This window comes from Tenacibaculum todarodis (assembly GCF_001889045.1).
Lineage (GTDB): Bacteria > Bacteroidota > Bacteroidia > Flavobacteriales > Flavobacteriaceae > Polaribacter > Polaribacter todarodis.
Map to the genome: position 1 here is coordinate 633,610 of NZ_CP018155.1, position 24,613 is coordinate 658,222.

26 protein-coding genes and 1 other RNA gene are annotated in these 24,613 nt (G+C 30.0%); 14 read left to right on the top strand and 13 right to left on the bottom strand.

Annotation, left to right across the window (positions count from 1 at the left end):
* Position 1 precedes the first annotated feature (1 nt).
* Complete coding sequence (locus LPB136_RS02905; RefSeq protein WP_072554702.1) at positions 2 to 1,219, bottom strand: RsmB/NOP family class I SAM-dependent RNA methyltransferase; 1,218 nt, start codon at positions 1,217 to 1,219, stop codon at positions 2 to 4.
* A 140-nt stretch (positions 1,220 to 1,359) separates the two neighbouring features.
* Here LPB136_RS02905 and LPB136_RS02910 point away from each other — a divergent pair, with 140 nt between their 5' ends.
* Together LPB136_RS02910 and LPB136_RS02915 are read left to right on the top strand one after the other, a co-directional pair.
* Positions 1,360 to 3,909: a DUF559 domain-containing protein gene (locus LPB136_RS02910; protein WP_072554703.1), complete on the top strand. Its 2,550-nt coding sequence runs from the start codon at positions 1,360 to 1,362 to the stop codon at positions 3,907 to 3,909.
* Between the two features lie 224 nt (positions 3,910 to 4,133).
* A complete protein-coding gene (locus tag LPB136_RS02915; protein ID WP_072554704.1) occupies positions 4,134 to 5,126 on the top strand; it encodes an IS110 family RNA-guided transposase in 993 nt (330 codons plus the stop codon).
* A 212-nt stretch (positions 5,127 to 5,338) separates the two neighbouring features.
* Here the strand turns inward: LPB136_RS02915 and LPB136_RS02920 are convergent, their stop codons facing one another.
* The 6 genes from LPB136_RS02920 to def form a co-directional block, all read right to left on the bottom strand.
* Complete coding sequence (locus LPB136_RS02920) at positions 5,339 to 6,139, bottom strand: hypothetical protein (RefSeq protein ID WP_072554705.1); 801 nt, start codon at positions 6,137 to 6,139, stop codon at positions 5,339 to 5,341.
* 6 nt (positions 6,140 to 6,145) lie between these two features.
* Positions 6,146 to 6,511, bottom strand: a complete 366-nt coding sequence (locus tag LPB136_RS02925; RefSeq protein WP_158009590.1) for a hypothetical protein — start codon at positions 6,509 to 6,511, stop codon at positions 6,146 to 6,148.
* A gap of 123 nt (positions 6,512 to 6,634) precedes the next feature.
* Entirely contained in the window at positions 6,635 to 7,360 is a 726-nt protein-coding gene (locus LPB136_RS02930) for a (S)-benzoin forming benzil reductase (protein WP_072556883.1), read from the bottom strand.
* A 90-nt stretch (positions 7,361 to 7,450) separates the two neighbouring features.
* Complete coding sequence (mazG, locus tag LPB136_RS02935; RefSeq protein WP_072554707.1) at positions 7,451 to 8,230, bottom strand: nucleoside triphosphate pyrophosphohydrolase; 780 nt, start codon at positions 8,228 to 8,230, stop codon at positions 7,451 to 7,453.
* 220 nt (positions 8,231 to 8,450) lie between these two features.
* On the bottom strand, positions 8,451 to 8,870 hold the full coding sequence (locus tag LPB136_RS02940; RefSeq protein WP_072554708.1) for a DUF5606 family protein: 420 nt from the start codon (positions 8,868 to 8,870) through the stop codon (positions 8,451 to 8,453).
* Positions 8,871 to 9,458: a peptide deformylase gene (def, locus tag LPB136_RS02945; RefSeq protein WP_072554709.1), complete on the bottom strand. Its 588-nt coding sequence runs from the start codon at positions 9,456 to 9,458 to the stop codon at positions 8,871 to 8,873.
* A 115-nt stretch (positions 9,459 to 9,573) separates the two neighbouring features.
* On the opposite strand from def, the gene LPB136_RS02950 reads away from it, so the two are divergent.
* Complete coding sequence (locus LPB136_RS02950; protein WP_083426172.1) at positions 9,574 to 10,383, top strand: polysaccharide pyruvyl transferase family protein; 810 nt, start codon at positions 9,574 to 9,576, stop codon at positions 10,381 to 10,383.
* Positions 10,384 to 10,386: 3 nt separating this feature from the next.
* On the opposite strand, the gene ruvX is transcribed toward LPB136_RS02950, so the two are convergent.
* Positions 10,387 to 10,794: a Holliday junction resolvase RuvX gene (gene ruvX, locus LPB136_RS02955; protein WP_072554710.1), complete on the bottom strand. Its 408-nt coding sequence runs from the start codon at positions 10,792 to 10,794 to the stop codon at positions 10,387 to 10,389.
* Positions 10,795 to 10,900: 106 nt separating this feature from the next.
* Here ruvX and LPB136_RS02960 point away from each other — a divergent pair, with 106 nt between their 5' ends.
* The 5 genes from LPB136_RS02960 to LPB136_RS02980 all read left to right on the top strand — a co-directional run bounded on the left by LPB136_RS02960 (position 10,901) and on the right by LPB136_RS02980 (position 14,941).
* A complete protein-coding gene (locus tag LPB136_RS02960) occupies positions 10,901 to 11,716 on the top strand; it encodes a 2,3,4,5-tetrahydropyridine-2,6-dicarboxylate N-succinyltransferase (protein ID WP_072554711.1) in 816 nt (271 codons plus the stop codon).
* Positions 11,717 to 11,801: 85 nt separating this feature from the next.
* Positions 11,802 to 12,545 (top strand): glycosyltransferase family 2 protein, encoded by a 744-nt coding sequence (locus tag LPB136_RS02965; RefSeq protein ID WP_072556885.1) that lies wholly within the window; start codon positions 11,802 to 11,804, stop codon positions 12,543 to 12,545.
* A gap of 29 nt (positions 12,546 to 12,574) precedes the next feature.
* Complete coding sequence (locus LPB136_RS02970; RefSeq protein ID WP_072554712.1) at positions 12,575 to 13,129, top strand: L-threonylcarbamoyladenylate synthase; 555 nt, start codon at positions 12,575 to 12,577, stop codon at positions 13,127 to 13,129.
* A gap of 3 nt (positions 13,130 to 13,132) precedes the next feature.
* Positions 13,133 to 14,551, top strand: coding sequence for a CCA tRNA nucleotidyltransferase (locus tag LPB136_RS02975; protein ID WP_072554713.1), 1,419 nt, complete (start codon positions 13,133 to 13,135; stop codon positions 14,549 to 14,551).
* A gap of 3 nt (positions 14,552 to 14,554) precedes the next feature.
* The gene (locus tag LPB136_RS02980; RefSeq protein WP_072554714.1) at positions 14,555 to 14,941 is read left to right on the top strand and encodes a nuclear transport factor 2-like protein; all 387 of its coding nucleotides are present in this window, start codon (positions 14,555 to 14,557) and stop codon (positions 14,939 to 14,941) included.
* 56 nt (positions 14,942 to 14,997) lie between these two features.
* Here LPB136_RS02980 and LPB136_RS02985 read toward each other — a convergent pair whose 3' ends face one another.
* The 4 genes from LPB136_RS02985 to LPB136_RS03000 form a co-directional block, all read right to left on the bottom strand.
* The gene (locus LPB136_RS02985) at positions 14,998 to 16,827 is read right to left on the bottom strand and encodes an ABC transporter ATP-binding protein (RefSeq protein ID WP_072554715.1); all 1,830 of its coding nucleotides are present in this window, start codon (positions 16,825 to 16,827) and stop codon (positions 14,998 to 15,000) included.
* A complete protein-coding gene (locus tag LPB136_RS02990; protein WP_072554716.1) occupies positions 16,828 to 18,537 on the bottom strand; it encodes a phospho-sugar mutase in 1,710 nt (569 codons plus the stop codon).
* A 32-nt stretch (positions 18,538 to 18,569) separates the two neighbouring features.
* Positions 18,570 to 19,526, bottom strand: coding sequence for a glycosyltransferase family 2 protein (locus LPB136_RS02995; RefSeq protein ID WP_072554717.1), 957 nt, complete (start codon positions 19,524 to 19,526; stop codon positions 18,570 to 18,572).
* A gap of 89 nt (positions 19,527 to 19,615) precedes the next feature.
* A complete protein-coding gene (locus LPB136_RS03000) occupies positions 19,616 to 20,134 on the bottom strand; it encodes a DUF4199 domain-containing protein (RefSeq protein WP_072554718.1) in 519 nt (172 codons plus the stop codon).
* Between the two features lie 177 nt (positions 20,135 to 20,311).
* On the opposite strand from LPB136_RS03000, the gene ffs reads away from it, so the two are divergent.
* An RNA gene (gene ffs / locus LPB136_RS03005) (signal recognition particle sRNA small type) lies at positions 20,312 to 20,410 on the top strand.
* Positions 20,411 to 20,496: 86 nt separating this feature from the next.
* Here the strand turns inward: ffs and xerD are convergent.
* Positions 20,497 to 21,399: a site-specific tyrosine recombinase XerD gene (gene xerD / locus LPB136_RS03010; protein WP_072554719.1), complete on the bottom strand. Its 903-nt coding sequence runs from the start codon at positions 21,397 to 21,399 to the stop codon at positions 20,497 to 20,499.
* A 172-nt stretch (positions 21,400 to 21,571) separates the two neighbouring features.
* On the opposite strand from xerD, the gene LPB136_RS03015 reads away from it, so the two are divergent.
* From LPB136_RS03015 to LPB136_RS03035, 5 genes are all read left to right on the top strand, one after another.
* Positions 21,572 to 22,045 carry an outer membrane beta-barrel protein gene (locus LPB136_RS03015; RefSeq protein ID WP_072554720.1) on the top strand — a complete coding sequence of 158 codons (474 nt, stop codon included), beginning with the start codon at positions 21,572 to 21,574 and terminating at the stop codon, positions 22,043 to 22,045.
* 116 nt (positions 22,046 to 22,161) lie between these two features.
* Positions 22,162 to 22,674 carry a porin family protein gene (locus LPB136_RS03020; protein ID WP_072554721.1) on the top strand — a complete coding sequence of 171 codons (513 nt, stop codon included), beginning with the start codon at positions 22,162 to 22,164 and terminating at the stop codon, positions 22,672 to 22,674.
* A 109-nt stretch (positions 22,675 to 22,783) separates the two neighbouring features.
* A complete protein-coding gene (locus LPB136_RS03025; protein WP_072554722.1) occupies positions 22,784 to 23,272 on the top strand; it encodes an outer membrane beta-barrel protein in 489 nt (162 codons plus the stop codon).
* Positions 23,273 to 23,335: 63 nt separating this feature from the next.
* Positions 23,336 to 23,749, top strand: coding sequence for a type II 3-dehydroquinate dehydratase (aroQ, locus tag LPB136_RS03030; protein ID WP_072554723.1), 414 nt, complete (start codon positions 23,336 to 23,338; stop codon positions 23,747 to 23,749).
* 25 nt (positions 23,750 to 23,774) lie between these two features.
* Entirely contained in the window at positions 23,775 to 24,503 is a 729-nt protein-coding gene (locus LPB136_RS03035; protein ID WP_237267429.1) for a DMT family transporter, read from the top strand.
* Positions 24,504 to 24,613: the final 110 nt, after the last annotated feature.

Genomic DNA, 24,613 nt, shown 5'->3' on the forward strand with positions numbered 1-24,613 from the left:
TTTAATTTTGTTTTCTTTCTAAAAGTGCCATATAAAATCCGTCGTAGCCAGAAGTGTGTGCTAACACTTTTTTGTCTGCAACAAATGTAAAGTTTTTTCCGAACTCTGTTGTTAAGAAATTATCAACTTGTAATTGATTCTCAGAAGGTAAGACGGAACAAGTAGCATAGACTAATTTTCCACCTGGTTTAACCATTTTAGAGTATTGTTGTAATATTTCTTGTTGCGTTTTACGAATATTGTCTAAAAACTCTGGTTGTAATTTCCATTTACTGTCTGGGTTTCTTCTAAGAACACCTAAACCAGAACAAGGAGCATCAATTAATACTCTGTCTGCTTTGTCGTGTAGTTTCTTAATTACCTTAGTAGAGTCTATTACTTTTAAATCTATATTATGGGCACCATTTCTACGTGCTCTAACTTTTAATTTTTTCAATTTACTTTCGTAAATATCCATGGCAATAATTTGCCCTTTATTTTCCATTAAAGAAGCTAAGTGTAATGTTTTACCACCAGCACCAGCACAAGTATCAACAACTTTCATACCTGGTTTAACTTCTAAGTAGTCTGCAACTAATTGAGAAGAAGCGTCTTGTACTTCAAAAAAACCTTTTTTAAATACTTCAGTTCTAAAAACATTTGCACGTTCAACTAATTTTAAAGCATCATCATGGTTTTTTACAAATTCAGTTTCTATACCTTCTTTAGCAAGTTCTTTTTGTAAGTTTTCTCTTGTTGTCTTTAAAGTATTTGTACGTAAAATTACTTCTGCTTGTAGGTTAAGCGCAGCAATTTCTTTAGTCCAAATTTTCTCTCCTAACTCTTCTAAACCAATATTATCTATCCAATCTGGAATAGATTCTCTAAACTTTCTAATTTTAGAAAGCTCATCAAACTTACCTTTTATTCTTCTATTTGGAGTTGGTTCAATTTGATTCCAATCTGGAAGTTTAATTCCCTTTAAAACACACCAAACCGAGAACAGTCTCCATAAATTAGGTCTGTCAAAAGGTTCTTTAACTTCTGCAATTTCAGCATATAAACGTTTCCAACGTACTATTTCGTAAATTGTTTCTGCTACAAATTTTCTATCTCTAGAACCCCAACGTTTGTCGCGTTTTAAAGCTTTTTCAACAGCTTTACCAGCATAAGCTCCTTCATTAAAAATGTCTCGTAAACTGTCTATTACAGCATACGTTAAGTTTCTATGTAATCTCATTAATTGATTTTAAGCCACAAAGATACGTTAATTTAAGCTTTTTTTGAGTCTCTTTTTTCTTTTCCATTACTGAAAAGAAACAAAAATCTAGCTGTATTTAGTACAAGAATTCTGTATTTTCGTTTTTAGAAAATTTAAAAGTGAATCTTAACCAACCCATAACATATTTAAAAGGAGTAAGTATTGCCAGAGCAGAATTGCTTTATAGTGAGCTTGGTGTTAAAAACTGTAAAGATTTATTGCATCTTTTTCCGTTTAGATATATTGATAAAACACAGTTTTACAAGATAAACTCTTTGCAGCAAAACACTGCGGAAGTTCAAATAGTTGGTAAGATTACAGGATTAAAAACGGTTGAACAGAAACGAGGAAGTAGATTAGTAGCAACTTTTAGAGATGAAACTGGTGCTATAGAGTTGGTTTGGTTTCGTGGACAAAAATGGTTAAAAGATTCTTTAAAAATAAATCAGCCGTATGTAATTTATGGAAAACTGAATTTTTACGGAGGAAAATTTTCCATGCCGCATCCAGAAATGGAATTGCTGAAAGATTATAAAAGTAAAATCCAATCTTCCATGCAACCTGTGTATCCTTCAACCGAAAAATTAGCAAATAAAAACGTTTCCAATAAGGTTGTTAGAAGCTATATTGAAGATTTACTGTCTAAAATAGGCTATTCAATTGAAGAGAGTTTACCTAGTTATATATTACAAGAACATAATTTATTAGGTAAAAGAGAATCACTTATTAACATTCATTTTCCTAAGAATCAAGAATTATTAGCAAAAGCTCAATTTAGATTAAAGTTTGAAGAATTATTTTTTATTCAGATGCAATTATTGCGTAAAAAACTCATCAGAAAAAGTAAAATAAAAGGATTTGTTTTTGAAAAAGTAGGAGAGCAATTCAATAATTTTTACACTAATTATTTACCTTTTGAGTTAACAAATGCACAAAAACGTGTGTTAAAAGAGATTCGGAAAGATGTAGCTTCCAATGCTCACATGAATCGTTTATTACAAGGAGATGTTGGTTCAGGAAAAACTATTGTAGCCTTGTTGGCAATGTTGTTAGCAATAGACAATGGTTTCCAAGCAACTATAATGGCGCCAACAGAAATTTTGGCAACGCAACATTATCATGCAGTTACAGAATTGTTACAAGAAATGAATATTTCTGTAGAATTACTTACAGGATCTGTAAAAACCAAAAAGCGAAGGGAAATACATGCAGCGCTGGAAAGTGGTGAATTAAATATTTTAATAGGAACCCATGCTTTGTTAGAAGACAAAGTGAAATTCAAAAATTTAGGAATTGCAATTATTGATGAACAACACAGATTTGGTGTAGAGCAACGTTCTAAATTATGGAGAAAAGGCGGCCCATCCCTAACCCTTCCCGAAGGGAAGGGAACCGAAGTACGGAATCGTTATGAAACCGCTCGTCCATCAGTATATAAATTGATGAAAGAGCTTCAAAAAGAAAGAAAGCAAAAAACAACAGAAGCAGAACGTGTTTTATGGGAAAGTTTAAAAACAAAAAAACTTGATTTTAAATTTAGAAGACAACATATTGTAGACGAGTTTATAGTTGATTTTATTTGTATTTCTAAAGGTTTAATAGTTGAAGTTGATGGGAAGTATCACAACACAAAAGAGCAGCAAGAATCAGATGATTTAAGAACAGAAATTTTACAAGAATTAGGGTTTAAAGTAATTAGGTTTAAGAACGAAGAGGTAATTGGTAATATAGAACAAGTAATTAATATTATTTCTGAAGAGTTAAAAGAACATACTAGTGAGAATTCCCTCCCTTCGGGAGGGTTAGGGTGGGCTTTACCACCACATATTTTGGTAATGACCGCAACTCCAATTCCACGTACGTTGGCAATGTCGGTTTATGGAGATTTAGATATTTCTGTTATAGATGAATTGCCTCCAGGACGAAAAGAAGTAAAAACTGTACATCGATATGATAAAAATAGACTTGCCGTTTTTAAGTTTTTAAAAGATGAAATTGAAAAAGGCAGACAAGTATATGTTGTGTATCCGTTAATTCAAGAATCGGAAGCCATGGATTATAAAGACTTAATGGATGGTTATGAGAGTATTTCTAGAGAATTTCCGCTGCCAAAATACCAAATAAGTATTGTGCATGGTAAAATGAAACCTGCCGATAAGGAATACGAAATGCAGCGCTTTGTAAAAGGCGAAACTCAAATTATGGTTGCCACAACTGTAATAGAAGTTGGTGTTAATGTACCCAATGCAAGTGTTATGATTATTGAAAGCGCAGAACGTTTTGGACTTTCTCAATTGCATCAATTACGTGGTAGAGTTGGGAGAGGAGCGGAACAAAGTTATTGTATTCTTTTATCTAGTTTTAAGTTATCTGCCGATGCAAAAACACGTTTAAAAACTATGGTTGATACTTCTGATGGATTTAAAATTGCCGAAGTAGATTTAAAATTACGTGGTCCAGGAAACTTAATGGGAAAACAGCAAAGTGGTGTTTTAAATCTTAAAATTGCCGATGTTGTTAGAGATACACCAATTCTTTTTAAAGCAAGACAAACTGCAATTGGAGTTTTGCAAAATGATGCTAATTTATCGAAACCAGAAAATACTGTTTTACAAAAAACGTTTGCTCAAATTCAAAGAAAAACTGGTTTTTGGTCTGAGATTAGTTAAGTTTTTTTAAATTGTTTCGCTAACGTGTTTCTTTAGTTTGTATTAAATATCTTTATATAGGAAAGGAGGAGAACTATAACGTGTTTTAGAATTGCAGTTCCCTTACACGTACGAGTCCTCAGTTCCTATAAAGTTGCAAAGAACCATTTGGAATACCAGGATTATAAAAACCCGATAAAGGAAGTAGTTTTTGCAACATATTTAATCATTCTAATTGTAAAAATATGAAAAATTACAGAGAAGTAGTAGGAATAGATGTATCAAAAAAGACGATTGATGCCTATTGTTATCATGCTCAAGTTCACCAAGAGTTTAAGAACGATATAGCTGGTTACAAAAGTCTCTTAAAATGGGTTTTAAAACAGACAAAAGAAAGTGCTGTTTTTTATTGTTTTGAGAACACAGGTTATTATTCATTAAAGTTGGCACTTTATTTCCATAGTAAGAAAGTTGTTTATGTTGAGGAGAGTCCGTTAAAAATTAAGCGTTCTTCTGGGATTGTAAAAGAGAAAACAGATAAGCTAGATGCTCAAGTAATAGCAAAGTATGGTTGGTTTTACAGAGAAGAGTTAATGCCGAGTACAGTAAAAAGCAGTTCTCATTTAGAACTTGGTAGACTGTTAGCTTTAAGAGATCAATTAGTTCGAAATAATGCAGGTTTAAAAGGCACTTTAAAAGAGATGAAAGTACTTTTAACAAGTTCTACAACAGATTTAGGTTGTATCAGTTTAAAGCGTAGTATTGACTATTTGTCTAAACAAGTAAAATCTATAGAAATTAGAATTGAAGAAATCATTTTTGATGATGTTTCTATGAGTAAAAATTACGAATTACTAAAAAGTATGAAAGGAATTGGTTTGGTCGTTGCTTGCCAATTAATTTATCATACAGGTAACTTTACCCGTTTTAAAAGTTGGCGTGCTTTTTCCAGTTATTGTGGAACTGCACCTTTTGAGCATCGTTCTGGCACCAGCATTCACAGGCGAAAACAATGTCATTATTTAGGAGACAGAAAGATGAAAAGTTTATTGAGTATGGCAAGTGTTTCTGCAATACAACATGATAGTGAGTTAAAGTTGTATTATCAAAAAAAGTTGGCAGAAGGAAAAGATAAAATGTTGGCGATAAATAATGTGAGAAACAAACTAATAGCAAGAGCATTTGCAGTTGTTAAAAGAGGAACACCATATGTTGTTCTTCAAAATTATGCTGCTTAAAATAAAAACTAAATTTTATTAGGATTTGATCTTGGAATACGTGTATGATCTCGTTGCGTGTTTCAGCAACTAATTTAGCAAATAAAAACCGAATAGAAAGTCCGCAAGGACTTTCGTAAGTAAGCTATAACTAGCAATGAATTATACACGGTGTTGCCATTTCGTTGTTTTTCAAATGTTTTTTCAGACTTTCTATAATTACTAAATTTACTTTAAACATTAAAAAAAGCTGTTAGTATTTTTTCAGGATAACCTAAAACATATTCAAATTTATTATTCTCAATTTTGATTTTTATTGTTTCTAAAGACGGATATTTATCGAAAATATCTTCTGAATTTATGTAATTGTCTTCGTTTGAATTTGGTGAAATACCATTTATTCTCTTAAATGACCAAATGGATATGTATCTAATTCCATTTGAGTATGATTCTTGTATTTCTTCATCTTCAGAATTAAACGAGTCGTCTGAAATTATTTCTGTTTCATTGTATTGTCTGATAAGGTCTTTAAGAAAAGAACTACCAAATAATCCAATTAATTCAAATTCGTCAAGATTCTTTTTCTTTATTCCTCCAAATTCTGTAATAATTTCAGATAGTTCTTTACGATTAACATATACTCCTGTTTTAAATTCATTGGGATTTAATGCTCCAAATTTATTAAGAATGTTTTTCTGTTTATTTGTGAGTTCTAATTTTTCGAATGTTAAGAATACAGAATTTACAGAGTAAAATCTTTCTGTAGGTAGACCTGGACCATACCAAATTAATGATTTGTAGCCATTAGCTCCTGTGTGAATATATTTTTCATCTAAAAAAGGTAATAAATTATTTTCATTAATAAATTTTCGTAAATATTGACCTTCAATATCTAGTTTTCTGTTTTCAGTAACTAATTTTACTTTCTTATAAGAATGTTCATTTATTTCTTTTGACCATTTAGGAAATCTATTGAGAACTTCAATTCCTTCTTTCCCGATTACTTGTTTTTTTAAATAAGATAAAAGTCCCATTATTTATTATTTTATTAATTGCTCAACCCAATTATCACATCTATTTCCAGTATTAACTGAAAATGACAAATCTTCGTTTTTTGGAAAAATTAAAAATACTTCCTTTAAAACTATATTTGTTTTTAATACGCATTCATTTTCAGTTAAATAATCTTTGTTACTATTAATAGTTGCTAATTCATTAATTTGATTTTTATCAATTTTGCTCATAAATAAAAACTGCGTCTTACCATTTCTTCCTTTTTCTGAAATATCATTATACATAAATTCAATACTATATGCATAATGTTCATCTTTAGTCCAATGACAACCAAAGTTCGATTTATCTAATTCTTTAATCGAGTTTAAGTAAATAGCTCTGTAAATTTTCATATTAATTTTGAGTTCTCCATCAATGAATGGCAATTAATTGATATGCCGAGTTTTAATTCGAAATGTCAGGAGTTAACGAAGTTATCTAAAATTAATATTAGAAACAAGCTAAAATTTACTTCTCTAAAAATTTCTAATATCAACAATATCTCCACTATTTAAAGTGTTTTCTGAGTCAACTTTAAAAATAGTTTCGGCAACAAATTTTGGTGTAAATAATTGATTGGTTTCTTTTAACTCTATAAAACGATCCAGGTTTTTAAAATCCGTTTTATCAGTATTTCTTATGTGAGTTTGCATATTTGTGTCTACAACTCCAGGATATATAGAAACACATTTTACGCCGTTTTCTATATCATTTTGTTCAGCAGCAATCGTTTTTGTCATCATATCTATAGCGGCTTTAGAAGTACAGTAAATAGACCAACCTTCATAAGGACTTTGAGCTGCACCAGAAGAAATATTTATAATTTGTCTTTTACCTTTTATATCTTCTGATAATTTAATAAATAAGCTAGATAAAATAAGTGGAGTAGTAGTATTTAGTTGTATTGTCTTGGTAATATCTTCTGCATCTATATTTTCTAAATTAGAAATTGTGCCTAATCTTCCAGCGTTATTTATCAATGTAATTGAGGAAACTTCTTCTTTTAAAATTTCTTCAAAAAGCATTGTAAAGGTCTTCGTAGTTTCTTGTAAATTACTTAAATCTACTGAAATTTGAGTAACATTTTGTAAATCAACAATACTTCTGGAAAGCGAATACACTTTATAGTTTTCTGTAGCGTATTTTTCAGCTAAAGCTTTTCCAATACCTTTGCTTCCGCCAGTAATAATAATTGTGTTCATATAATTTGTCATTCCTACGTATGCAGGAATCTATTTTTAAAATTAGACTAAATATATATAAAGATTCCTGTTTTTAAAGGAATGATAGTTTTATTTGAAGTATTTCTTAGATTCTTCCCAAAAAGCATCCATTTCTGCCAAAGACATATCGGAAAGTTCTTTGCCAGCTGTTTTAGCGGCTTCTTCTAAATACTGAAAACGATTAATGAATTTCTTATTGGTTTTTTCCAATGCATTTTCAGGATTTACATCAATAAAACGAGCGTAATTAATCATTGAAAATAAAACGTCTCCGAATTCTTTTTCGGTGTTTTCTTTATCTCCTTTTTTAATTTCTTCGTTTAGTTCGTTTAATTCTTCTTGAACCTTTTCCCAAACTTGATGTGGTTCTTCCCAATCGAAACCAACGCCAGCAACTTTTTCTTGAATTCTGCTAGCTTTTACCAAAGCTGGTAAGCTTTTAGGAACACCTTCTAAAACAGATTTTTTACCTTCTTTTAGTTTTAATTGTTCCCAGTTACGTTTTACATCTGCTTCATTTTCCACTTTTACATCGCCATAAATATGTGGATGACGATGTATTAATTTATCTGAAATACTATTGGCAACATCTGCAATATCAAAAGCTTTTTTCTCACTACCAATTTTTGCATAAAAAACAATGTGCAATAATAAATCGCCCAATTCTTTTTTAATTTCTGGTAAATCGTCTTCTAAAATAGCGTCTGCAAGCTCGTAAGTTTCCTCAATTGTAAGATGACGAAGACTTTCAAGAGTTTGCTTTTTATCCCACGGGCACTTCTCTCGAAGATCGTCCATGATGTCTAACAAACGGTTAAAGGCTGCTAATTGATCCTTACGAGTATTCATTTATTTTTTTAGTTTTTTTTAGTTTCGAAGTTGCATAGACTCAAAGTAACAAAGTTTTAGCCCAGTAAAGTTGAATGGTTTTGAAATTTGTCATTTTCACTAACAACTAACAACTAACAACTAACAACTAACAACTAACAACTAACAACTAACAACTAACAACTAACATAACAACTAACAACTAACAACTAACAACTAACAACTAACAACTAACAACTAACTATTCTTCCTCTTCAGTATTAGTTTTTTCACCTAAAGTTGCAAAATCAAATTCTGATTTAGCTAAAAGATTATACCATTGTACAACTTTTTTAATGTTAGATGTATACACTCTTTCTGCATCGTAATCTGGTAATACTTCAGCAAAATAAGCTTCTAATTTCTTGCCACTTTCTTTATGAGAAATTGCTTCTTTACCATCTTCTTTATCAGCAATAGCTTTTATAACAGCACCTAAAGGTACTTCTTTCTCGTACGTGTAAATTGCAATATTTTCTAATAAACTAACATTGTGTGTTGCTGTAATTGGAAAACGCTTGTCTTCTAATAAATTCTTTACAATTACACCTGTTTTAGTTTGTGATAAGATTTCAAATAATCCTGGTTTACCGGTTACGGCAATAATTTTGTTAAAGTCCATTTATTTATTTTTTATATTAGGAAAACGCATTCTGTATTCTGCATTTATTTTCCCTTTTGATATTTTTTCTAATTTTTTCTTGATTAATTTTTTCTTCAATGAAGAAAGTTTGTCGGTAAATAAAATACCTTCAATATGATCATATTCATGCTGAAAAACACGTGCAGCCAAACCTGTAAAAGTTTCTGTTATTGTTTTAAAGTTTTCATCTTGATATTCAACAGTAACGCTTTCTTGTCTAAAAACGTCTTCTCTAACATCAGGAATACTTAAACATCCTTCGTTAAAAGCCCATTCGTCTCCAGATTCTTCAATAATTTCTGCATTAATAAATACTTTATTAAAGTTTTTTAATGCTTCTCTGTCGCTTTCTTCTAATTCTTCATCTTCAGCAAAAGGAGAAGCATCAATAAGAAATAATCGAATGTCTTTCCCAATTTGGGGAGCCGCCAAACCAACACCAGAAGCATTGTACATGGTTTCTCTCATGTCAGAAATTAGTTTTTCTAAATTTGGATAATCTTTATCGATTTCTTTTCCAACCTTGCGTAAAACTGGGTCGCCATAAGCAACAATAGGTAAAATCATTTTTTAAATTTTAATGGATGCAAAATTATTAATTTTTTAGTTAGATATAGATTCTGAAGGTGTTTATTTGATGAGAAATTGAATATTTTACTATTTTTGTAAAAAATCTATTTTTATGATATTTAAATTCCCTTGGCAAAAAAGTACAACTGAAAACACTTTTTTTCTATCATACGATTCTCATAGAGATAATTTTGGAGACATTTTAAATCCAATTATAGCCAAAGAATTTAGTGAAAATAAAGATGTAAAGAAAATATCTAAAAGGAAGAGTTCTTATTTTGAACACTACTACATAATTGGTTCTATATTACAAAGATGTAATAAAAACACAATTGTTTGGGGTAGTGGAATTATTTCTGAAGATTCTGTAATTAAAGAAAAACCTAAAAAAGTTTTAGCTGTTAGAGGACCTTTAACTAGAAAGAAACTTTTAGAGTTTGGCATTGAATGTCCTGAGGTTTATGGAGATCCAGCTTTGTTATTACCAAGATTTCACAATCCAAAAAATATTGCGCGTAAGTTTGAATTGGGTATAATTCCTCATTATAGAGATAAAAAAAATAAAGAGTTACTTAAGTTTCTAAAAAGGAATCCAGGCATTAAAGTTATTGATGTTCAAAACAAAAATCCTTTAAAAGTTGTTGATGAAATTTTAGAATGTAAAAATATTATTTCTAGTTCTTTACATGGAATAATTGTAGCAGATGCGTATAATATTCCTTCTGTTTGGATTAATTTTTCTGATAAAGTTGTTGGAAACGGTTTCAAATTTAGAGATTACTTTGCTTCAGTAGGAAGAACAGAAAAATCGCCTTATGATTTTAATGAAATTAAAGATTTAGATAATCTTTTAGATCTTTTTAAAGAAGATTATACAATTAATATTGATTTGGATAAATTAGTTGCCGCTTTTCCTAATTAAAAACTACTTATATAAGTAAGATTGTAAAATTATTGTGGCACTGATTTCATCAACTAGTGCTTTGTTTCTACGTTGTTTTTTAGTTAAACCGCCATCTATCATGGTTTGGAAAGCCATTTTAGAGGTAAAGCGTTCATCAACTCTTTTAAATGGAATTGAAGGAATGGCTTTCTTCAGTTTTTCTATAAAAGGGCGAATCAATTCTTCGCTTTCACTTTCTGTATTGTCCATTTGTTTCGGTTCACCAATCAAAAACAATTCAACATTTTCTTTTGAAATATATTCCTTTAAAAAAGGAATCAATTCTTCTGTATTAACGGTTGTTAAACCAGATGCGATTATCTGTAAATCATCAGTAACTGCAATACCAGTTCTTTTTTTTCCAAAATCTATCGCTAAAATTTGCGCCATTAGTATTTAAAATTTATACAAAAATAAGTTTTCTGTTTATACTACACTAAATTTTATGCCAAGACTAAAGTAGTTTTTATATTTGTTTAAAATATATAAGATTAAAATGACGGAAATACGTTCAATTATAGAAAAAGCTTGGGAAAACCGAGATTTATTAAAAGATGAAAAAACAATTGCAACCATAAGAAAAGTGGTTGACTTGTTAGATGCAGGAGAACTTAGAGTAGCAGAACCTACAAATGATGGTTGGCAAGTTAATGAATGGGTAAAAAAAGCTGTGGTTTTGTATTTCCCAATTCAAAAAATGGAAACTTTAGAAGCTGGTATTTTTGAATATCATGATAAAATTCCTTTAAAAAGAAACTTTGCAGAAAGAGGAATTAGAGTTGTGCCAAATGCAGTTGCACGTCATGGAGCTTACATTTCTCCAGGAACTATTTTAATGCCAAGTTATGTAAATATTGGTGCTTATGTAGATGAAGGAACCATGGTAGATACTTGGGCAACTGTTGGTTCTTGTGCACAAATTGGTAAAAATGTTCACCTTTCTGGTGGTGTTGGAATTGGTGGTGTTTTAGAACCATTACAAGCTGCTCCAGTAATAATTGAAGACGGTGCTTTTATAGGCTCTCGTTGTATTGTTGTTGAAGGAGTTCATGTTGAAAAAGAAGCTGTTTTAGGAGCGAATGTTGTACTAACAATGAGTACAAAAATTATAGATGTAACTGGTGACGAGCCTGTTGAAATGAAAGGAAGAGTTCCTGCACGATCAGTTGTAATTCCTGGAAGTTATACGAAGAAGTTTGCTGCAGGAGAATATCAAGTTCCTTGTGCTTTAATTATTGGTAAACGTAAAGAAAGTACCAACAAAAAAACGTCTTTAAATGATGCTTTGCGTGAGTATGACGTAGCGGTTTAAAAAAAAATTAAATATGAAGAAAAACACACAAAGAAATTTGTGTGTTTTTTTGTTGCAGAATACTATCTTTGAGAAAAATATTTTTTTGACAAAAATTACAGCAATAATTCCTACGCTTAACGAGCAAGATAATATTCAACGTGCAATAAATTCAGTTTTATTTGCAGATGAAATTATTGTTATTGATTCTTTTAGTACAGATGAAACAGTTGCTATTGTTAAGAAAAATAAAAATGTAACGTTATTACAACGAAAATTCGACGATTTTTCTACTCAGAAAAATTATGCCATTAAAAAAGCAATAAACAATTGGGTTTTAGTATTAGATGCAGACGAAGAATTACCTAAAAAACTTCAAAAGGAAATAAAAACCACTGTTAAAAACCCCAATGATTCTGTAGCGTTTTATATAAAAAGAAATTTCTTTTATAGAGGAACTAAAATCAATTTTTCTGGATTTAGAACAAGTAAAGTAAAACGATTATTTTTAAAAAATGAATGTGAATACAAAGGTGTTGTACACGAAGAGTTGGTGTGTAATGGAAAAACATCATTTTTAAAAAATAAATTGAATCATTATTCTTATAAAAATAGTGAGCATTATAAGCAGAAGTTAAATCAATATGCACAATTACAGGCAAAAGAACTTTTTGCTAAAGGAAAAAAAGCAACTATCTTTCATACTTTAATAAAACCACCAGCAAGATTTTTGATTCACTTTATAATAAGGTTTGGTTTTTTAGATGGTTTTAAAGGGTTACAATTATCTTATTTAATGGCTTACGGAGTTAGTAAACGTTATGAGTATTTAGACAAACTTTATAAATAAGGAATCAATAAATTTAGTTTCAATATAAAATGAAGCAATTAAGAAACACGTTAACACCTCTTTTAGCAGAAAAAACAATCCTTTATCCAACTGATACAGTTTGGGGAATTGGTTGCGATGCAACTTCAGTAAACGCTGTAAAGAAGGTTTTTAAGCTTAAGAATAGAGAGGAAAGTAAAAGTTTAATTGTATTGGTTAGCTCTGTTAGTATGTTAAAAAAGTATGTTTCTGTACCAAAAACCGCTTTAGATATTTTAAAGGAAGCTAAAAAACCAACAACCATAATCTATAATAATCCTAAAGGAATAGCTGAAAACATTATCAATAAAGAAGATAATACTTTGGCAATTAGAATTGTACAGGATGATTTCTGTAGAAAACTAATTAAAAGATTCGGTAAACCAATTGTTTCTACATCTGCAAATAGGAGTGGAGAACCAACTCCAAATTCATTTTCAGAAATAGACAATGCTATTTTGACGAGCGTAGATTATGTGGTAAATTTGCACAAAGAAAAAATTACTACGAAGTCTTCAACTATTTTAAAATTAGAAGGAGATAACGTTATCACTATTCGAGAATAATTAATGCAAGAAACGTATTATAAAGAAGCAATATCTGCTGAAATTTTTCAATTTATTTCTGAAGCAGCAAATCAGTTACAGCTAAAAAGTTATGTAATTGGTGGTTTTGTACGCGATTATATATTAGAAAGAGGAACTGCCAAAGATATTGATATTGTTGCAGTTGGAAGCGGTATTGAACTAGCTGAAAAAGTGGCAAGTTTACTACCAAACAAACCTAAAGTTCAAGTTTTTAAAACCTACGGAACGGCAATGTTGCGTTATAAAGACGTAGAAATTGAATTTGTTGGAGCTCGTAAAGAATCATATTCAGAAGACAGTAGAAATCCAGAAGTTTCTGAAGGAACTTTAGAAGATGATCAAAACCGAAGAGATTTTACAATTAATGCCTTAGCATTGAGTTTAAATAAAGATTCCTTCGGGAAATTATTAGATCCGTTTAATGGAATAACAGATTTAGAAAACAAACTAATTCGCACGCCACTAGATCCAGATATTACCTATTCTGACGATCCATTAAGAATGATGCGTGCTATTAGATTTTCTACACAACTTAACTTTACTATCGAAGAAAAATCGTTGCAAGCAATTTCTAAAAATGCTGACCGATTAAAAATAATAACCAGAGAACGTGTTATTGATGAATTGAATAAGATTTTGTCATCGCCAGTTCCATCAATAGGATTTTTACATTTAGAGCAAACGAGTTTATTACCTCAAATTCTACCGGAATTAATTGCTTTAAAAGGAGTAGAGGAAGTTGAAGGACAGAAGCATAAAGATAATTTTTATCATACGTTAGAGGTTGTAGATAATATTGCTAAATATACTGAAGATGTTTGGTTGCGTTGGGCAGCTTTATTGCATGATATTGGTAAAGCACCAACTAAAAAATTTCATAAAAAAAATGGTTGGACCTTTCATGGACATGAGTTTGTAGGTTCTAAAATGGTTTATAAGTTATTTAAACGCTTAAAAATGCCATTGAACAATAAGATGAAATTTGTTCAGAAAATGGTGATGTTAAGCTCAAGACCAATAGTTTTAGCAACTGATGTTACAGATTCTGCTGTAAGACGTTTAATTTTTGATGCTGGTGATGATATTGAAGATTTAATGACGCTTTGTGAAGCAGATATTACTACTAAAAATCCGAAGAAATTTAAAAGATATCATAAGAATTTTGAAGTTGTAAGAGCTAAAATTAAAGAGGTAGAAGAGCGCGATAGTGTTCGTAATTTTCAGCCACCAATTACTGGTGAAGAAATTATGAAAACCTTTAATTTAAAGCCGTGTAGAGAAATTGGGCAGATTAAAGAAGCCATAAAGGAAGCAATTTTAGATGGTAAAATACCAAATGAATACGAAGCTTCTCAGCAATTTATGATTGAAAAAGGGCAACAATTAGGTTTAAAACTTTAAATTATGACTGATAATATCAATAACTGGCACAAAGCTATTATAAGTGGAGATTTAACTTTGTTAGACGCAATTTTAGATGAATCTGTAGTTTTTCATTCTCCAATATTACACAAACCTCAAGTTGGAAAAAAACTTGCATTTATGTATTTATCTGCGGCTTATAAGGTTTTATTAAATGATAGTTTTAAATACGTAAAAGAAACATCAAATGAAACTCAAGCAATTTTAGAATTTGAAACAGAAATTGATGGATTTTACATAAATGGAGTTGATATAATTACTTTTAATGCTGAAGGAAAAATAATCGATTTTAAAGTAATGTTACGCCCGTTAAAAGCTATTGAATTAGTTGGAGGTAAAATGATGGAAATGTTACAGAAATTAGGTTAAATATTTTAATCCTGTCATTCCTGCGAAAGCAGGAATCTTGTTTATATAAATACTTTTTATGCTAAAGATTGCATGTTTACTAACTTAAAGTATTCTCCTTTTTTAGTTAGTAATTCTTCATGTTTTCCTTGTTCTACAATAGTTCCTTTTTTCATAACTATTATATTATCGGCTTTTTGAATGGTAGAAAGTCTGTGCGCAATAACTAAAGACGTTCTGTTCTCCATCATCTTTTCTAAAGCAACTTGTACCAATTGTTCACTTTCTGTATCTAAAGCAGAGGTTGCTTCATCTAAAATCATAATTGGCGGATTCTTTAAAACTGCTCTAGCTATAGATAAACGTTGTTTTTGTCCGCCAGAAAGCATGTTTCCGCTATCACCAATGTTAGTGCTGTATTGTTGTGGTAAGTCTTTAATAAACTCGTGAGCGTTAGCAATTTCAGAAGCTTTTTGTATGTCTGAAAGCGTTGCATTTTCTGTTCCTAACTTTATATTATTTTCAACCGAATCATTAAATAAAATAGATTCTTGCGTTACAATTCCCATTAAATCTCTCAATGCTTTCTTTGAAATATTTTTGATGTTAATATCATCAATTAAAATTTCACCTTTATTTACATCGTAAAAACGCGTAATTAAATTTGCCAGTGTAGATTTTCCACTTCCAGATTGCCCAACCAAAGCAACAGTTTTGCCTTTAGGAATTGTTAAAGAAAAGTCTTTTAAAACATATTCATCTTTATATTTAAAAGAGATGTTCTTAAATTCAATTTTAGCATTGAAAGTATCTTTTGGTATTGGATTACTAGGTTCAGTTATACTGTTTTCGGTATTTAAAACATCCATAATTCGTTCTGCAGAAGCATCTCCTTTTTGAATGTTGGAATATGTTGTAGCTATTGCCTTTACAGGGTTTAAGACTAAGTAAAACAAACCAATATAGCCAAAGAACTCTTGAGGTTTCATGTCGCTGTTATCACCTAGCACTAATTTTCCACCATAAAACAGAATTGCAATAATTGTGGTAACTCCTAAGAATTCACTCATTGGAGAGGCTAATGTTTTTCGCTGAATAACCTTTGTCATCAGATTACTGTATTTCTTTGTTGAGTCGTTAAATTTTGATGCTATTCTTTTTTCAGCATTAAACCCTTTTATCACTCTTAAACCTGTTAAAGTTTCTTCAATAAAGGATAAGAAATTACCCGTTTCTTGTTGTGCTAATAATGAGTTTGCTTTTAATTTTTTACTAATTGATGAAATAATTAATCCAGAAACTGGCAATAAAATAAAGACAAATAAGGTAAGTTTAACACTTATAGCAAACATAGAAATAAGTGTAAAAACGATAGTTAAAGGTTCTCTAACAATAGTTTCTAACGATGTTAAAAAGGTAGTTTCAACTTCTTTAACATCTGCCGTTAAACGTGCAATTGTATCTCCTTTTTTCTTTTCTGAAAAGTAAGCAATTGGTAACTCTAATATTTTATTGTATAATTTATCTCTAATGTCTTTTACAACACCATTTCTTAAGTACGCCAATACATAAGAAGCAAGATATCTAAACAGGTTTTTAAAGAAAAATAAACTAAATGAAAGGATGCAGATAAATAACAATGCTTTATCGATGCCTCCTTTTTCTAACATGTCTGTAACGGAATAGTTTATAGTGCCTTGTACATAATCATAAATACTTCCAATTCCTTCATAAACAGGCTTGTTATATACTTTTTCTTCTTTTCCGAATAAGATACCTAAAACAGGAATAAATCCAAGAACAGATAAAACATTAAAAATGGCATATAAAATATTGAAAAATACATTTAACCATGCAAATTTTTGATATGGTTTTGCAAATTTTAGAATGTCTTTAAAATAGTTCATTTATATACCTAATTGTTTTTCAATTCTTTTAATTTTTAAATCTAAATCAAACTCTACTGATGCGGCATTATTTGTAGTGTTTAAATTTGAATTGACACTAAAATAAAACTTTATTTTAGGCTCTGTTCCACTAGGTCTACAAGCAACTCTTGTTCCATTTACGGTTTCGTAAATTAAAACATTTGAAGCCGGAATGTCAATTGTAATTTCTTCTCCGGTAAGTAAGTTTTTCTTTATAGAAGATTGGTAATCGTATATAAATTGTACTTTTTCCCCATCAATTTCTGATAACGGTTTACTACGTAAATCAATCATCATTTGTTTTATTTCTTTGGCACCGTTCATGCCTTTTTTAACTAAAGAAACTAAATGCTCTTTGTAAAAATTATGGCGTGTATATAGTTCTAATAATTCTTTATATAAATAACTGCCTTTTTCTTTTGCGCTTGTTGCCATTTCACAAGCAAGTAGGGCAGCAGTTACAGCATCTTTATCTCTTACAAAATCGCCAACCATGTAGCCAAAACTTTCTTCTCCACCACCAATAAAATCTAGTTCAGGAAAATCTTTTATCATTTTAGCAATCCATTTAAATCCAGTTAAACCAATTTTGGTTTCTACACCGTAGCTTTCAGCAATTTCACTAACTAAAGGAGTAGAAACTATGGTAGAACCAATAAATTGTTTCCCGTTTAGTTTTCCTTGTTTTTTCCAGTTTTGTAATAAGAAATCATTCATTAAACACATGGTTTGATTTCCGTTAAGCAATTTCATGCTTCCTTCAGTATCTCTAACAGCAATACCAATTCTGTCTGAATCTGGATCGGTTCCTAAAACAATGTCAGCGCCAATTTTATTAGCTAAATCTACCGCCATTTTTAAAGCTTCGGGTTCTTCTGGATTTGGCGATTTTACTGTAGGGAAATCTCCATCAGGAATTGCTTGTTCTTCAACAATATGTAAATCTGTATAACCAGCACGTTTTAAAACTTCTGGAATTAGTTTAATAGCTGTACCATGTAAAGAAGTAAAAACAATTTTTAAATCATCACGCTTTTTAAGGTCAAAGGTTCCGTTTTTTATAGAGGCTTTCCAAAAAGCGTCATCAACTTCTGCCCCAATTGTAGTAATTAATTTTGTATTTGTATTAAAGTTAATATCCGTAAATTTTAGAGAGTTTACTTCATCAATAATACCTTTATCTTCTGGAGGAACAATTTGTCCGCCATCTGCCCAATATACTTTGTAACCATTATATTCTGGCGGATTATGAGATGCTGTTAATACAATACCTGCATGGCAATCTAAAAGATTTACAGCAAAAGATAATTCTGGTGTTGGTCGTAAATCTTCAAAAACATAAACGTATATGTTATTTGCAGATAAAATACCTGCTACAACTTCAGATAACCACTTACTATCATGTCTACAGTCATAACCAATTGCTACTTTTATTTTTGTGTTCGGGTAACTTTTAAGTAAATAATTACTTAAACCTTGTGTTGCTTTACCTAAAGTGTACTTGTTAATTCTATTGGTACCTGCACCTACAATACCGCGCATTCCTCCAGTTCCAAATTCTAGATTTTTATAAAATCTATCGGATAAATCAGGAGAATTTGTTGTTATTAAATGTTGAATCTCTTTTTGAGTTTCAATGTCAAAGTCTTTTGAAAGCCATTGCTTGGCATTGTCTAAAATTTCTTTCATAAAATAAGAATATGTTTAGCTAAGTTACGGATTTAGAAATTGAGTTTTTCTTTAATGGAATAATGCTTTTCTTGTGGGTTAGATTTAATTATTATTTCTGCTAAAAAGCCAGCAAGAAATAATAAGGTACCTAAAATCATTGTGGTTAACGCAATATAAAACCAAGGGTTGTTGGTTACAAGTATAGTTTTTAAACCTTGAGATAGTTTGTATAATTTATTTGCGCCAATATAAAAAGCTGAGAAAAACCCAAAAAGAAACATTAACGTTCCCCAAAGCCCAAAGAAGTGCATTGGTCTTTTACCGAACTTAGATAAAAATGAAATGGTAATTAAGTCTAAAAAACCATTTATAAAACGATTCATTCCAAATTTAGTTTCTCCGTATTTACGTGCTTGATGTTGCACAACTTTCTCTCCAATCTTATTAAAACCTTCGTTTTTAGCTAAAACCGGAATATAACGATGCATTTCTCCGCTAACCTTCACAGCTTTTACTACATCGCTTTTATAAGCTTTTAATCCGCAGTTAAAATCGTTTAATTTTATTCCTGAAGTTTTTCTAGCGGCAGCATTAAATAATTTAGAAGGTATGTTTTTAGCAAAAACACTGTCGTATCGTTTCTTTTTCCAACCAGAAACTAAATCATAATTATCATCAATAATCATGTTGTACAATTCAGGAATTTCATCAGGACTATCTTGTAGATCAGCGTCCATGGTAATAACAACGCGTCCTTTAGTAAGGTTAAAACCTGCATCTAAAGCCTGACTTTTTCCGTAGTTTCTTTGAAAACGAATTCCTTTTACGGATGAATTTTTAGAAGAAAGTTCTTCTATTACATTCCAAGAAGTGTCGGTGCTTCCGTCATCAATAAAAATAATTTCATATAAATAACGATTGGATTGCATAACTTTTGCAATCCAATCGTGTAATTCTTGTAGAGATTCTTCTTCGTTAAGAAGTGGTATTACTACCGATATATCCATATTGTTTTGTTACAAAGTTTAAAGTTGTAAAGTTACAAAGTCTTTAATAGAACTTAGAATTTTTTACTTTAAAAAATGTTAAACCATTATTAATATTGATCTTCTTCTGTTTTTTTCATGATTGCACCAGCAATTGCAGAAATTACAAAACCTATAAAGGCTGAGAATAATAATCCCATTGCAGCACCAAAAAACGGATTTGTATCTCTTTGTTTTTCTAATTGAGTATCAATTAAATCTTGATCCATTCCCCAGTTTTCCATTGCAACTCTAGCAGCTTCTAACTTTTGTTCAATTAATTCTGGTGCAATAAAATTTTCTAATACATATTGAAAAATAATAGTTAAAAGTCCCCATAATAATGCTATACCAACACCAACTTTAACTGCTTGTCCCCAAGACATAAAGCCACCGTTTGTATCTTTAAATTTCTTAATTCCTAAAACAATAAGTACAATTGGAATAATAAAACTTAGTGCTGTCATTGGTATTCCAGGGTTTGCAGTTTTACCCATTGCGTATAAAACTAATGCTATTAAAACACTTACACCTCCTGTTAATAGACCATAGTTTAAAATTACACTTTTACTATTTGCTTGATTTTCCATTGTTATAAATTTAGTTTAGTTAATTACAAATATATTTAATTAGTTAATATGTTATTGGAATTATTTTTAGAGGAATAAATGCAATAACAATTAATTAGTATTCAATAAGTTAAAAATGTTACATAAAAATTGCTTTTTTTTTGCTTGATAAATAAAAAATAGATTGTAAATTTGCCTCGGCAAGTTCTACACAACTAGCTCCCTTTGAATCCTCCAGGGCGGGAACGCAGCAAAGGTATTAGGTTGTAGCAGTGTGATGTAGGTAGCTTGCCATTTTTTGTGCCTTATATTTAGGTAAATACTTCATACTTTTTTGCTTCTAAAACTCATTAACAAGAATTGCAATCTATTTTTAAAGTAATCTAATTACTCTTTCTAGGATGGTATTTATTAACAACATCTGCTAAGTAACTTTTATCTAAATGTACATAAATCTCAGTTGTAGTAATACTTTCGTGCCCCAATATTTGTTGTACAGCGCGTAAATCTGCGCCACCTTTTAATAATTCAGTTGCAAAAGAATGGCGTAAAGTATGCGGACTTATTTTCTTTTCAACATTAGCTTTAAGGGCTAATTCTTTTAAAATCATAAAAATCATTTGTCTAGATAATCGTTTTCCTCTTCTGTTTAGAAAAACAATATCTTCTTCGTTTTTTGAGGGTGTTATGTGGTTTCTGATATAAGAAATGTAGTTTAAAATATATTTTTGTGTTGATTGATGTATGGGAACAAAACGAAACTTGTTTCCTTTTCCAAGTACTTTTATAAAACCTTCTTCAAAAAACAAGTCAGAAATCTGTAAGTTTATAACTTCAGAAACACGTAAACCACAGCTGTAAATAGTTTCTAGTATTGCACGATTTCTTTCTCCTTGCGGATGACTTAAATCTATGGCGCTTAATATTTCATCTATTTCTTCATGAGATAAAGTGTCAGGTAGCTTTCTTCCAATTTTTGGAGTTTCTAATAAATCAGTCGGATTATCTTTTCTATAATCTTCAAAAATTAAATAATCAAAAAAACTGCGTAAGCCAGATATAATACGAGCTTGACTCCTAGGATTTAATTTTTTAGCAATTTGATAAATAAATTCTTGTATAAGATGACTGTCAATTGTAGTAGGAGATATGTGTGTTTCTTTTTCATTTAAAAAAGATACTAACTTAGTTATATCTCTTTCATAATTTTCAACAGAGTTTTTAGAAAGTCCTCTTTCTATTTTTAAATATAATTGATAATCTTTTATAGCGTTTTTCCAATTCATTATAATAACAAAATTAACTATAAAATAGTTTCTTTAGTTAATTTTAATAGAAAAACATGCTTTATTAACACCAAATGTTGATAAAGTTGTTAACAACTATGGTTTTTTTGTTGATAAGTGTGAGTAATTGTTTTTAATTTAGTCATGAATTTTTAACTAAAATTATATTATTATGAAAAAATTATTATTAAGTATTGCTTTGGTTGCATTTGTATTTACAGCTACAGCACAAGACGGAAAATTTAACCTTGGTGTTAACTTAGGTTTGCCAACTGGAGATGTAAGTGATGCTTTTTCTTTTGCAGGAAGTGTTGAGGCAAATTATTTATTTGAAGTATCTGATCAATTTCAAGTCGGGCCATCTGCATCATATTCTCACTTTTTTGGAGAAGAAGGTTTTGGAGATATTAGTTTTTTACCATTAGCTGCGGCTGCACGTTTTAATGCTTCAGAAGAGTTTACTTTAGGTGCTGATCTTGGGTACGCAGTAGGTATTAACACTGGTAATCAGGGAGGTTTTTATTATAGACCAATGGTTGGTTATAACTTAAACGATAAAGTTATGCTACAAATTTCTTATTCAGGTGTTAGTAATGATGGAGCAACAGCTTCAAGTATTGGATTAGGAGCAATGTTTGCATTATAATATTTAAACAAAACATTTTTAAAGGGAAGCAATATTTGCTTCCTTTTTTTATGATTAAAATTTTCTGAATTCAAAAAGTAAATTATATTTGTGTCTAAAATTATAAATAAATTATTATGAAAAAATTATTATTAAGTATTGCTATGTTTACGTTTGCTTTAACAGTAAGTGCACAAGATTATGGAGTTATTGGAGGTTTTAATAACACAATAGCAAAAGCAAGTGGAGGAGGAATAACTGCTTCCGATGGGATTTCTGGCTTATTTGTAGGCTTTTTTGGAGATTTTGAGGTTTCTGAAAAATTTAACATTCAACCAGAGGTTCATTATATAGCTGTTTTTAGAGATGGAGATTCAGGAAATGCAATTGCGCTTCCAGTTTTAGCAAAATATTATGTTTCGGAACAATTTTCTGTGCAAGCAGGGCCAATGATTGATGTTATTTTAGATGAAGCACCTGATGGTTTTAATACTTTTGGATTTGGTATTGCAGGAGGTGTCGGATACGATTTTGATGATCATTTTATGGCAACAGCTAGATATTCTTTTGGATTAAGTAATAGAGTAGAAATAGCCAATGTAACTACAGGTTACGACTATTTTCAAGTTGGATTAGGATATAAGTTCTAAAAAAAAAAGATATATTATAATAGAAGGGGAGGTAATATTGACTCCCTTTTTTTATCCGTTTTATTTAACTATTTTATATATTTGTTTAAAATTTCAAAACAAAAAAATCATGAAGAAATTATTATTTTTAATGACAATTGTATTATCTTTAAATGCAACTGCACAATATAGTAGTATTGGTATCGGTATTAACGGAGGGTTACCAACAGGAAATTTAGAAGATAATTTCTCTGTAGCTTTTGGTCTAGATGCTAACTATTTGTATGAAATTACAGATCAAATTAGTATTGGAGGTGCAACAGGTTTGGTTTATTTTTCTGGAGAAGAAAATAATGGTATTGCTCCAGAAGATAAAATGTATATTCCTTTAGCGGGTTCTGTACGTTTTAGTAATGATAGTGATAGTTTTTTTATTGGAGGTGATGTTGGTTATGCAATAGGTTTATCTCCAAGTGGAGATGCTGGTGGTTTTTATTTTAAACCAATTTTAGGTTATAATATAAGTCAATCTATTAATTTAAACCTTTTTTATACAGGTATAAAGAAAGAACAGCCAACATTTGCATATGTAGGTTTAGGTGTTATGATGAGGTTATAGTTTTAAAAAATATTAAAAGTTTAGCGGAAGTTTTTTAACTTCCGTTTTTTATTTAAAACAATTATGAAATTACTGATTTTAAACGGACCAAATTTAAACTTACTTGGTAAAAGAGAGCCAGGAATTTATGGAGATAATTCCTTTGAAGACTATTTAAAAACACTTCAAGAAAAATATAAAGAATTAACAATTGAGTATTTTCAATCTAATATAGAAGGAGAACTCATTGATAAACTTCACGAAGTAGGTTTTACTTTTGATGGAGTTATTTTAAATGCTGCAGCTTACACACATACTTCAGTAGGTATTGCAGATGCTATAAAAGCAATTGAAACCCCAGTTATTGAAGTGCATATCTCAAATGTACATGCACGTGAAGAGTTTAGAAATAAAAGTTTTATTGCTCCAAATGTAAAAGGAATTATTACTGGTTTTGGTTTGCAGAGTTATGAGTTAGCATTACATAGTTTTTTTTAGATCTATTGGTACTTTAGCATTTACTATTCCTTTATTATTAAGATATAAGATTCCTTTTTTAGGTACACATAAAAAACTTCTTTTTCTTAGAGGTTTAGCTGGTGTAATCTCTTTAACCTGTTTTTTTGAATCTTTAAATTATTTAGCAGTTGGTACAGCGGTTTCATTAAGATATACGTCACCAATATTTGCAGCAATTTTTGCCATGTTTTTTTTGAAAGAAAAAATAAAACCCATTCAATGGTTTTTATTTTTAATAGCATTTATAGGTATTCTAATAATTAAAGGTTTTGGGATTAATGTAAACTCAATTGGACTATTATATGTTTTAAGTTCCGCAATTGCTTTAGGAGTTATCTTTGTTGTTATTCGTAAAATTGGTGATAGAGAACACCCATTAGTAATTATCAATTACTTTATGGTTATGGCTTTCTTATTTGGAGGAATTATGTCTATAAATTACTGGGTAACTCCTACAGTTTCGCAATGGTTTTTATTGTTAAGTTTAGGTGTCTTCGGTTACATTGGGCAATTGTATATGACCAAAGCATTTCAATTAAATGAAACAAACGTTGTTGCTCCATTAAAATATTTAGAAGTAATTGTTACTATTATAATAGGAATTTTTTGGTTTAAAGAAGAATATAACATGTACGCAATTTTAGGTGTTTTTTTAATCTTATTTGGGTTGATTTATAATTTATATGTAAAAGCAAAACAGAAAAAGGATTTAAAAAAAAATAATCTAATTTAAGTCCCTGTAATTACTTATTCCTTTAATTTTAATTTGTTTAGCTACTTATTAAAGTTTCGTCAACCATTTAAGTTATTACTTAAAATAGGTTTACATAATTTAAAATGTTA

Coding starts and splice junctions, on each gene's coding strand:
- LPB136_RS02905 (WP_072554702.1), bottom strand. CDS start 1,219: ATGAGATTACATAGAAACTTAACGTATGCTGTAATAGACAGTTTACGA.
- LPB136_RS02915 (WP_072554704.1), top strand. CDS start 4,134: ATGAAAAATTACAGAGAAGTAGTAGGAATAGATGTATCAAAAAAGACG.
- LPB136_RS02920 (WP_072554705.1), bottom strand. CDS start 6,139: ATGGGACTTTTATCTTATTTAAAAAAACAAGTAATCGGGAAAGAAGGA.
- LPB136_RS02925 (WP_158009590.1), bottom strand. CDS start 6,511: ATGAAAATTTACAGAGCTATTTACTTAAACTCGATTAAAGAATTAGAT.
- LPB136_RS02930 (WP_072556883.1), bottom strand. CDS start 7,360: ATGAACACAATTATTATTACTGGCGGAAGCAAAGGTATTGGAAAAGCT.
- mazG (WP_072554707.1), bottom strand. CDS start 8,230: ATGAATACTCGTAAGGATCAATTAGCAGCCTTTAACCGTTTGTTAGAC.
- LPB136_RS02940 (WP_072554708.1), bottom strand. CDS start 8,870: ATGGACTTTAACAAAATTATTGCCGTAACCGGTAAACCAGGATTATTT.
- def (WP_072554709.1), bottom strand. CDS start 9,458: ATGATTTTACCTATTGTTGCTTATGGCGACCCAGTTTTACGCAAGGTT.
- LPB136_RS02950 (WP_083426172.1), top strand. CDS start 9,574: ATGATATTTAAATTCCCTTGGCAAAAAAGTACAACTGAAAACACTTTT.
- ruvX (WP_072554710.1), bottom strand. CDS start 10,794: ATGGCGCAAATTTTAGCGATAGATTTTGGAAAAAAAAGAACTGGTATT.
- LPB136_RS02960 (WP_072554711.1), top strand. CDS start 10,901: ATGACGGAAATACGTTCAATTATAGAAAAAGCTTGGGAAAACCGAGAT.
- LPB136_RS02970 (WP_072554712.1), top strand. CDS start 12,575: ATGAAGCAATTAAGAAACACGTTAACACCTCTTTTAGCAGAAAAAACA.
- LPB136_RS02975 (WP_072554713.1), top strand. CDS start 13,133: ATGCAAGAAACGTATTATAAAGAAGCAATATCTGCTGAAATTTTTCAA.
- LPB136_RS02980 (WP_072554714.1), top strand. CDS start 14,555: ATGACTGATAATATCAATAACTGGCACAAAGCTATTATAAGTGGAGAT.
- LPB136_RS02985 (WP_072554715.1), bottom strand. CDS start 16,827: ATGAACTATTTTAAAGACATTCTAAAATTTGCAAAACCATATCAAAAA.
- LPB136_RS02990 (WP_072554716.1), bottom strand. CDS start 18,537: ATGAAAGAAATTTTAGACAATGCCAAGCAATGGCTTTCAAAAGACTTT.
- LPB136_RS02995 (WP_072554717.1), bottom strand. CDS start 19,526: ATGGATATATCGGTAGTAATACCACTTCTTAACGAAGAAGAATCTCTA.
- LPB136_RS03000 (WP_072554718.1), bottom strand. CDS start 20,134: ATGGAAAATCAAGCAAATAGTAAAAGTGTAATTTTAAACTATGGTCTA.
- xerD (WP_072554719.1), bottom strand. CDS start 21,399: ATGAATTGGAAAAACGCTATAAAAGATTATCAATTATATTTAAAAATA.
- LPB136_RS03015 (WP_072554720.1), top strand. CDS start 21,572: ATGAAAAAATTATTATTAAGTATTGCTTTGGTTGCATTTGTATTTACA.
- LPB136_RS03020 (WP_072554721.1), top strand. CDS start 22,162: ATGAAAAAATTATTATTAAGTATTGCTATGTTTACGTTTGCTTTAACA.
- LPB136_RS03025 (WP_072554722.1), top strand. CDS start 22,784: ATGAAGAAATTATTATTTTTAATGACAATTGTATTATCTTTAAATGCA.
- aroQ (WP_072554723.1), top strand. CDS start 23,336: ATGAAATTACTGATTTTAAACGGACCAAATTTAAACTTACTTGGTAAA.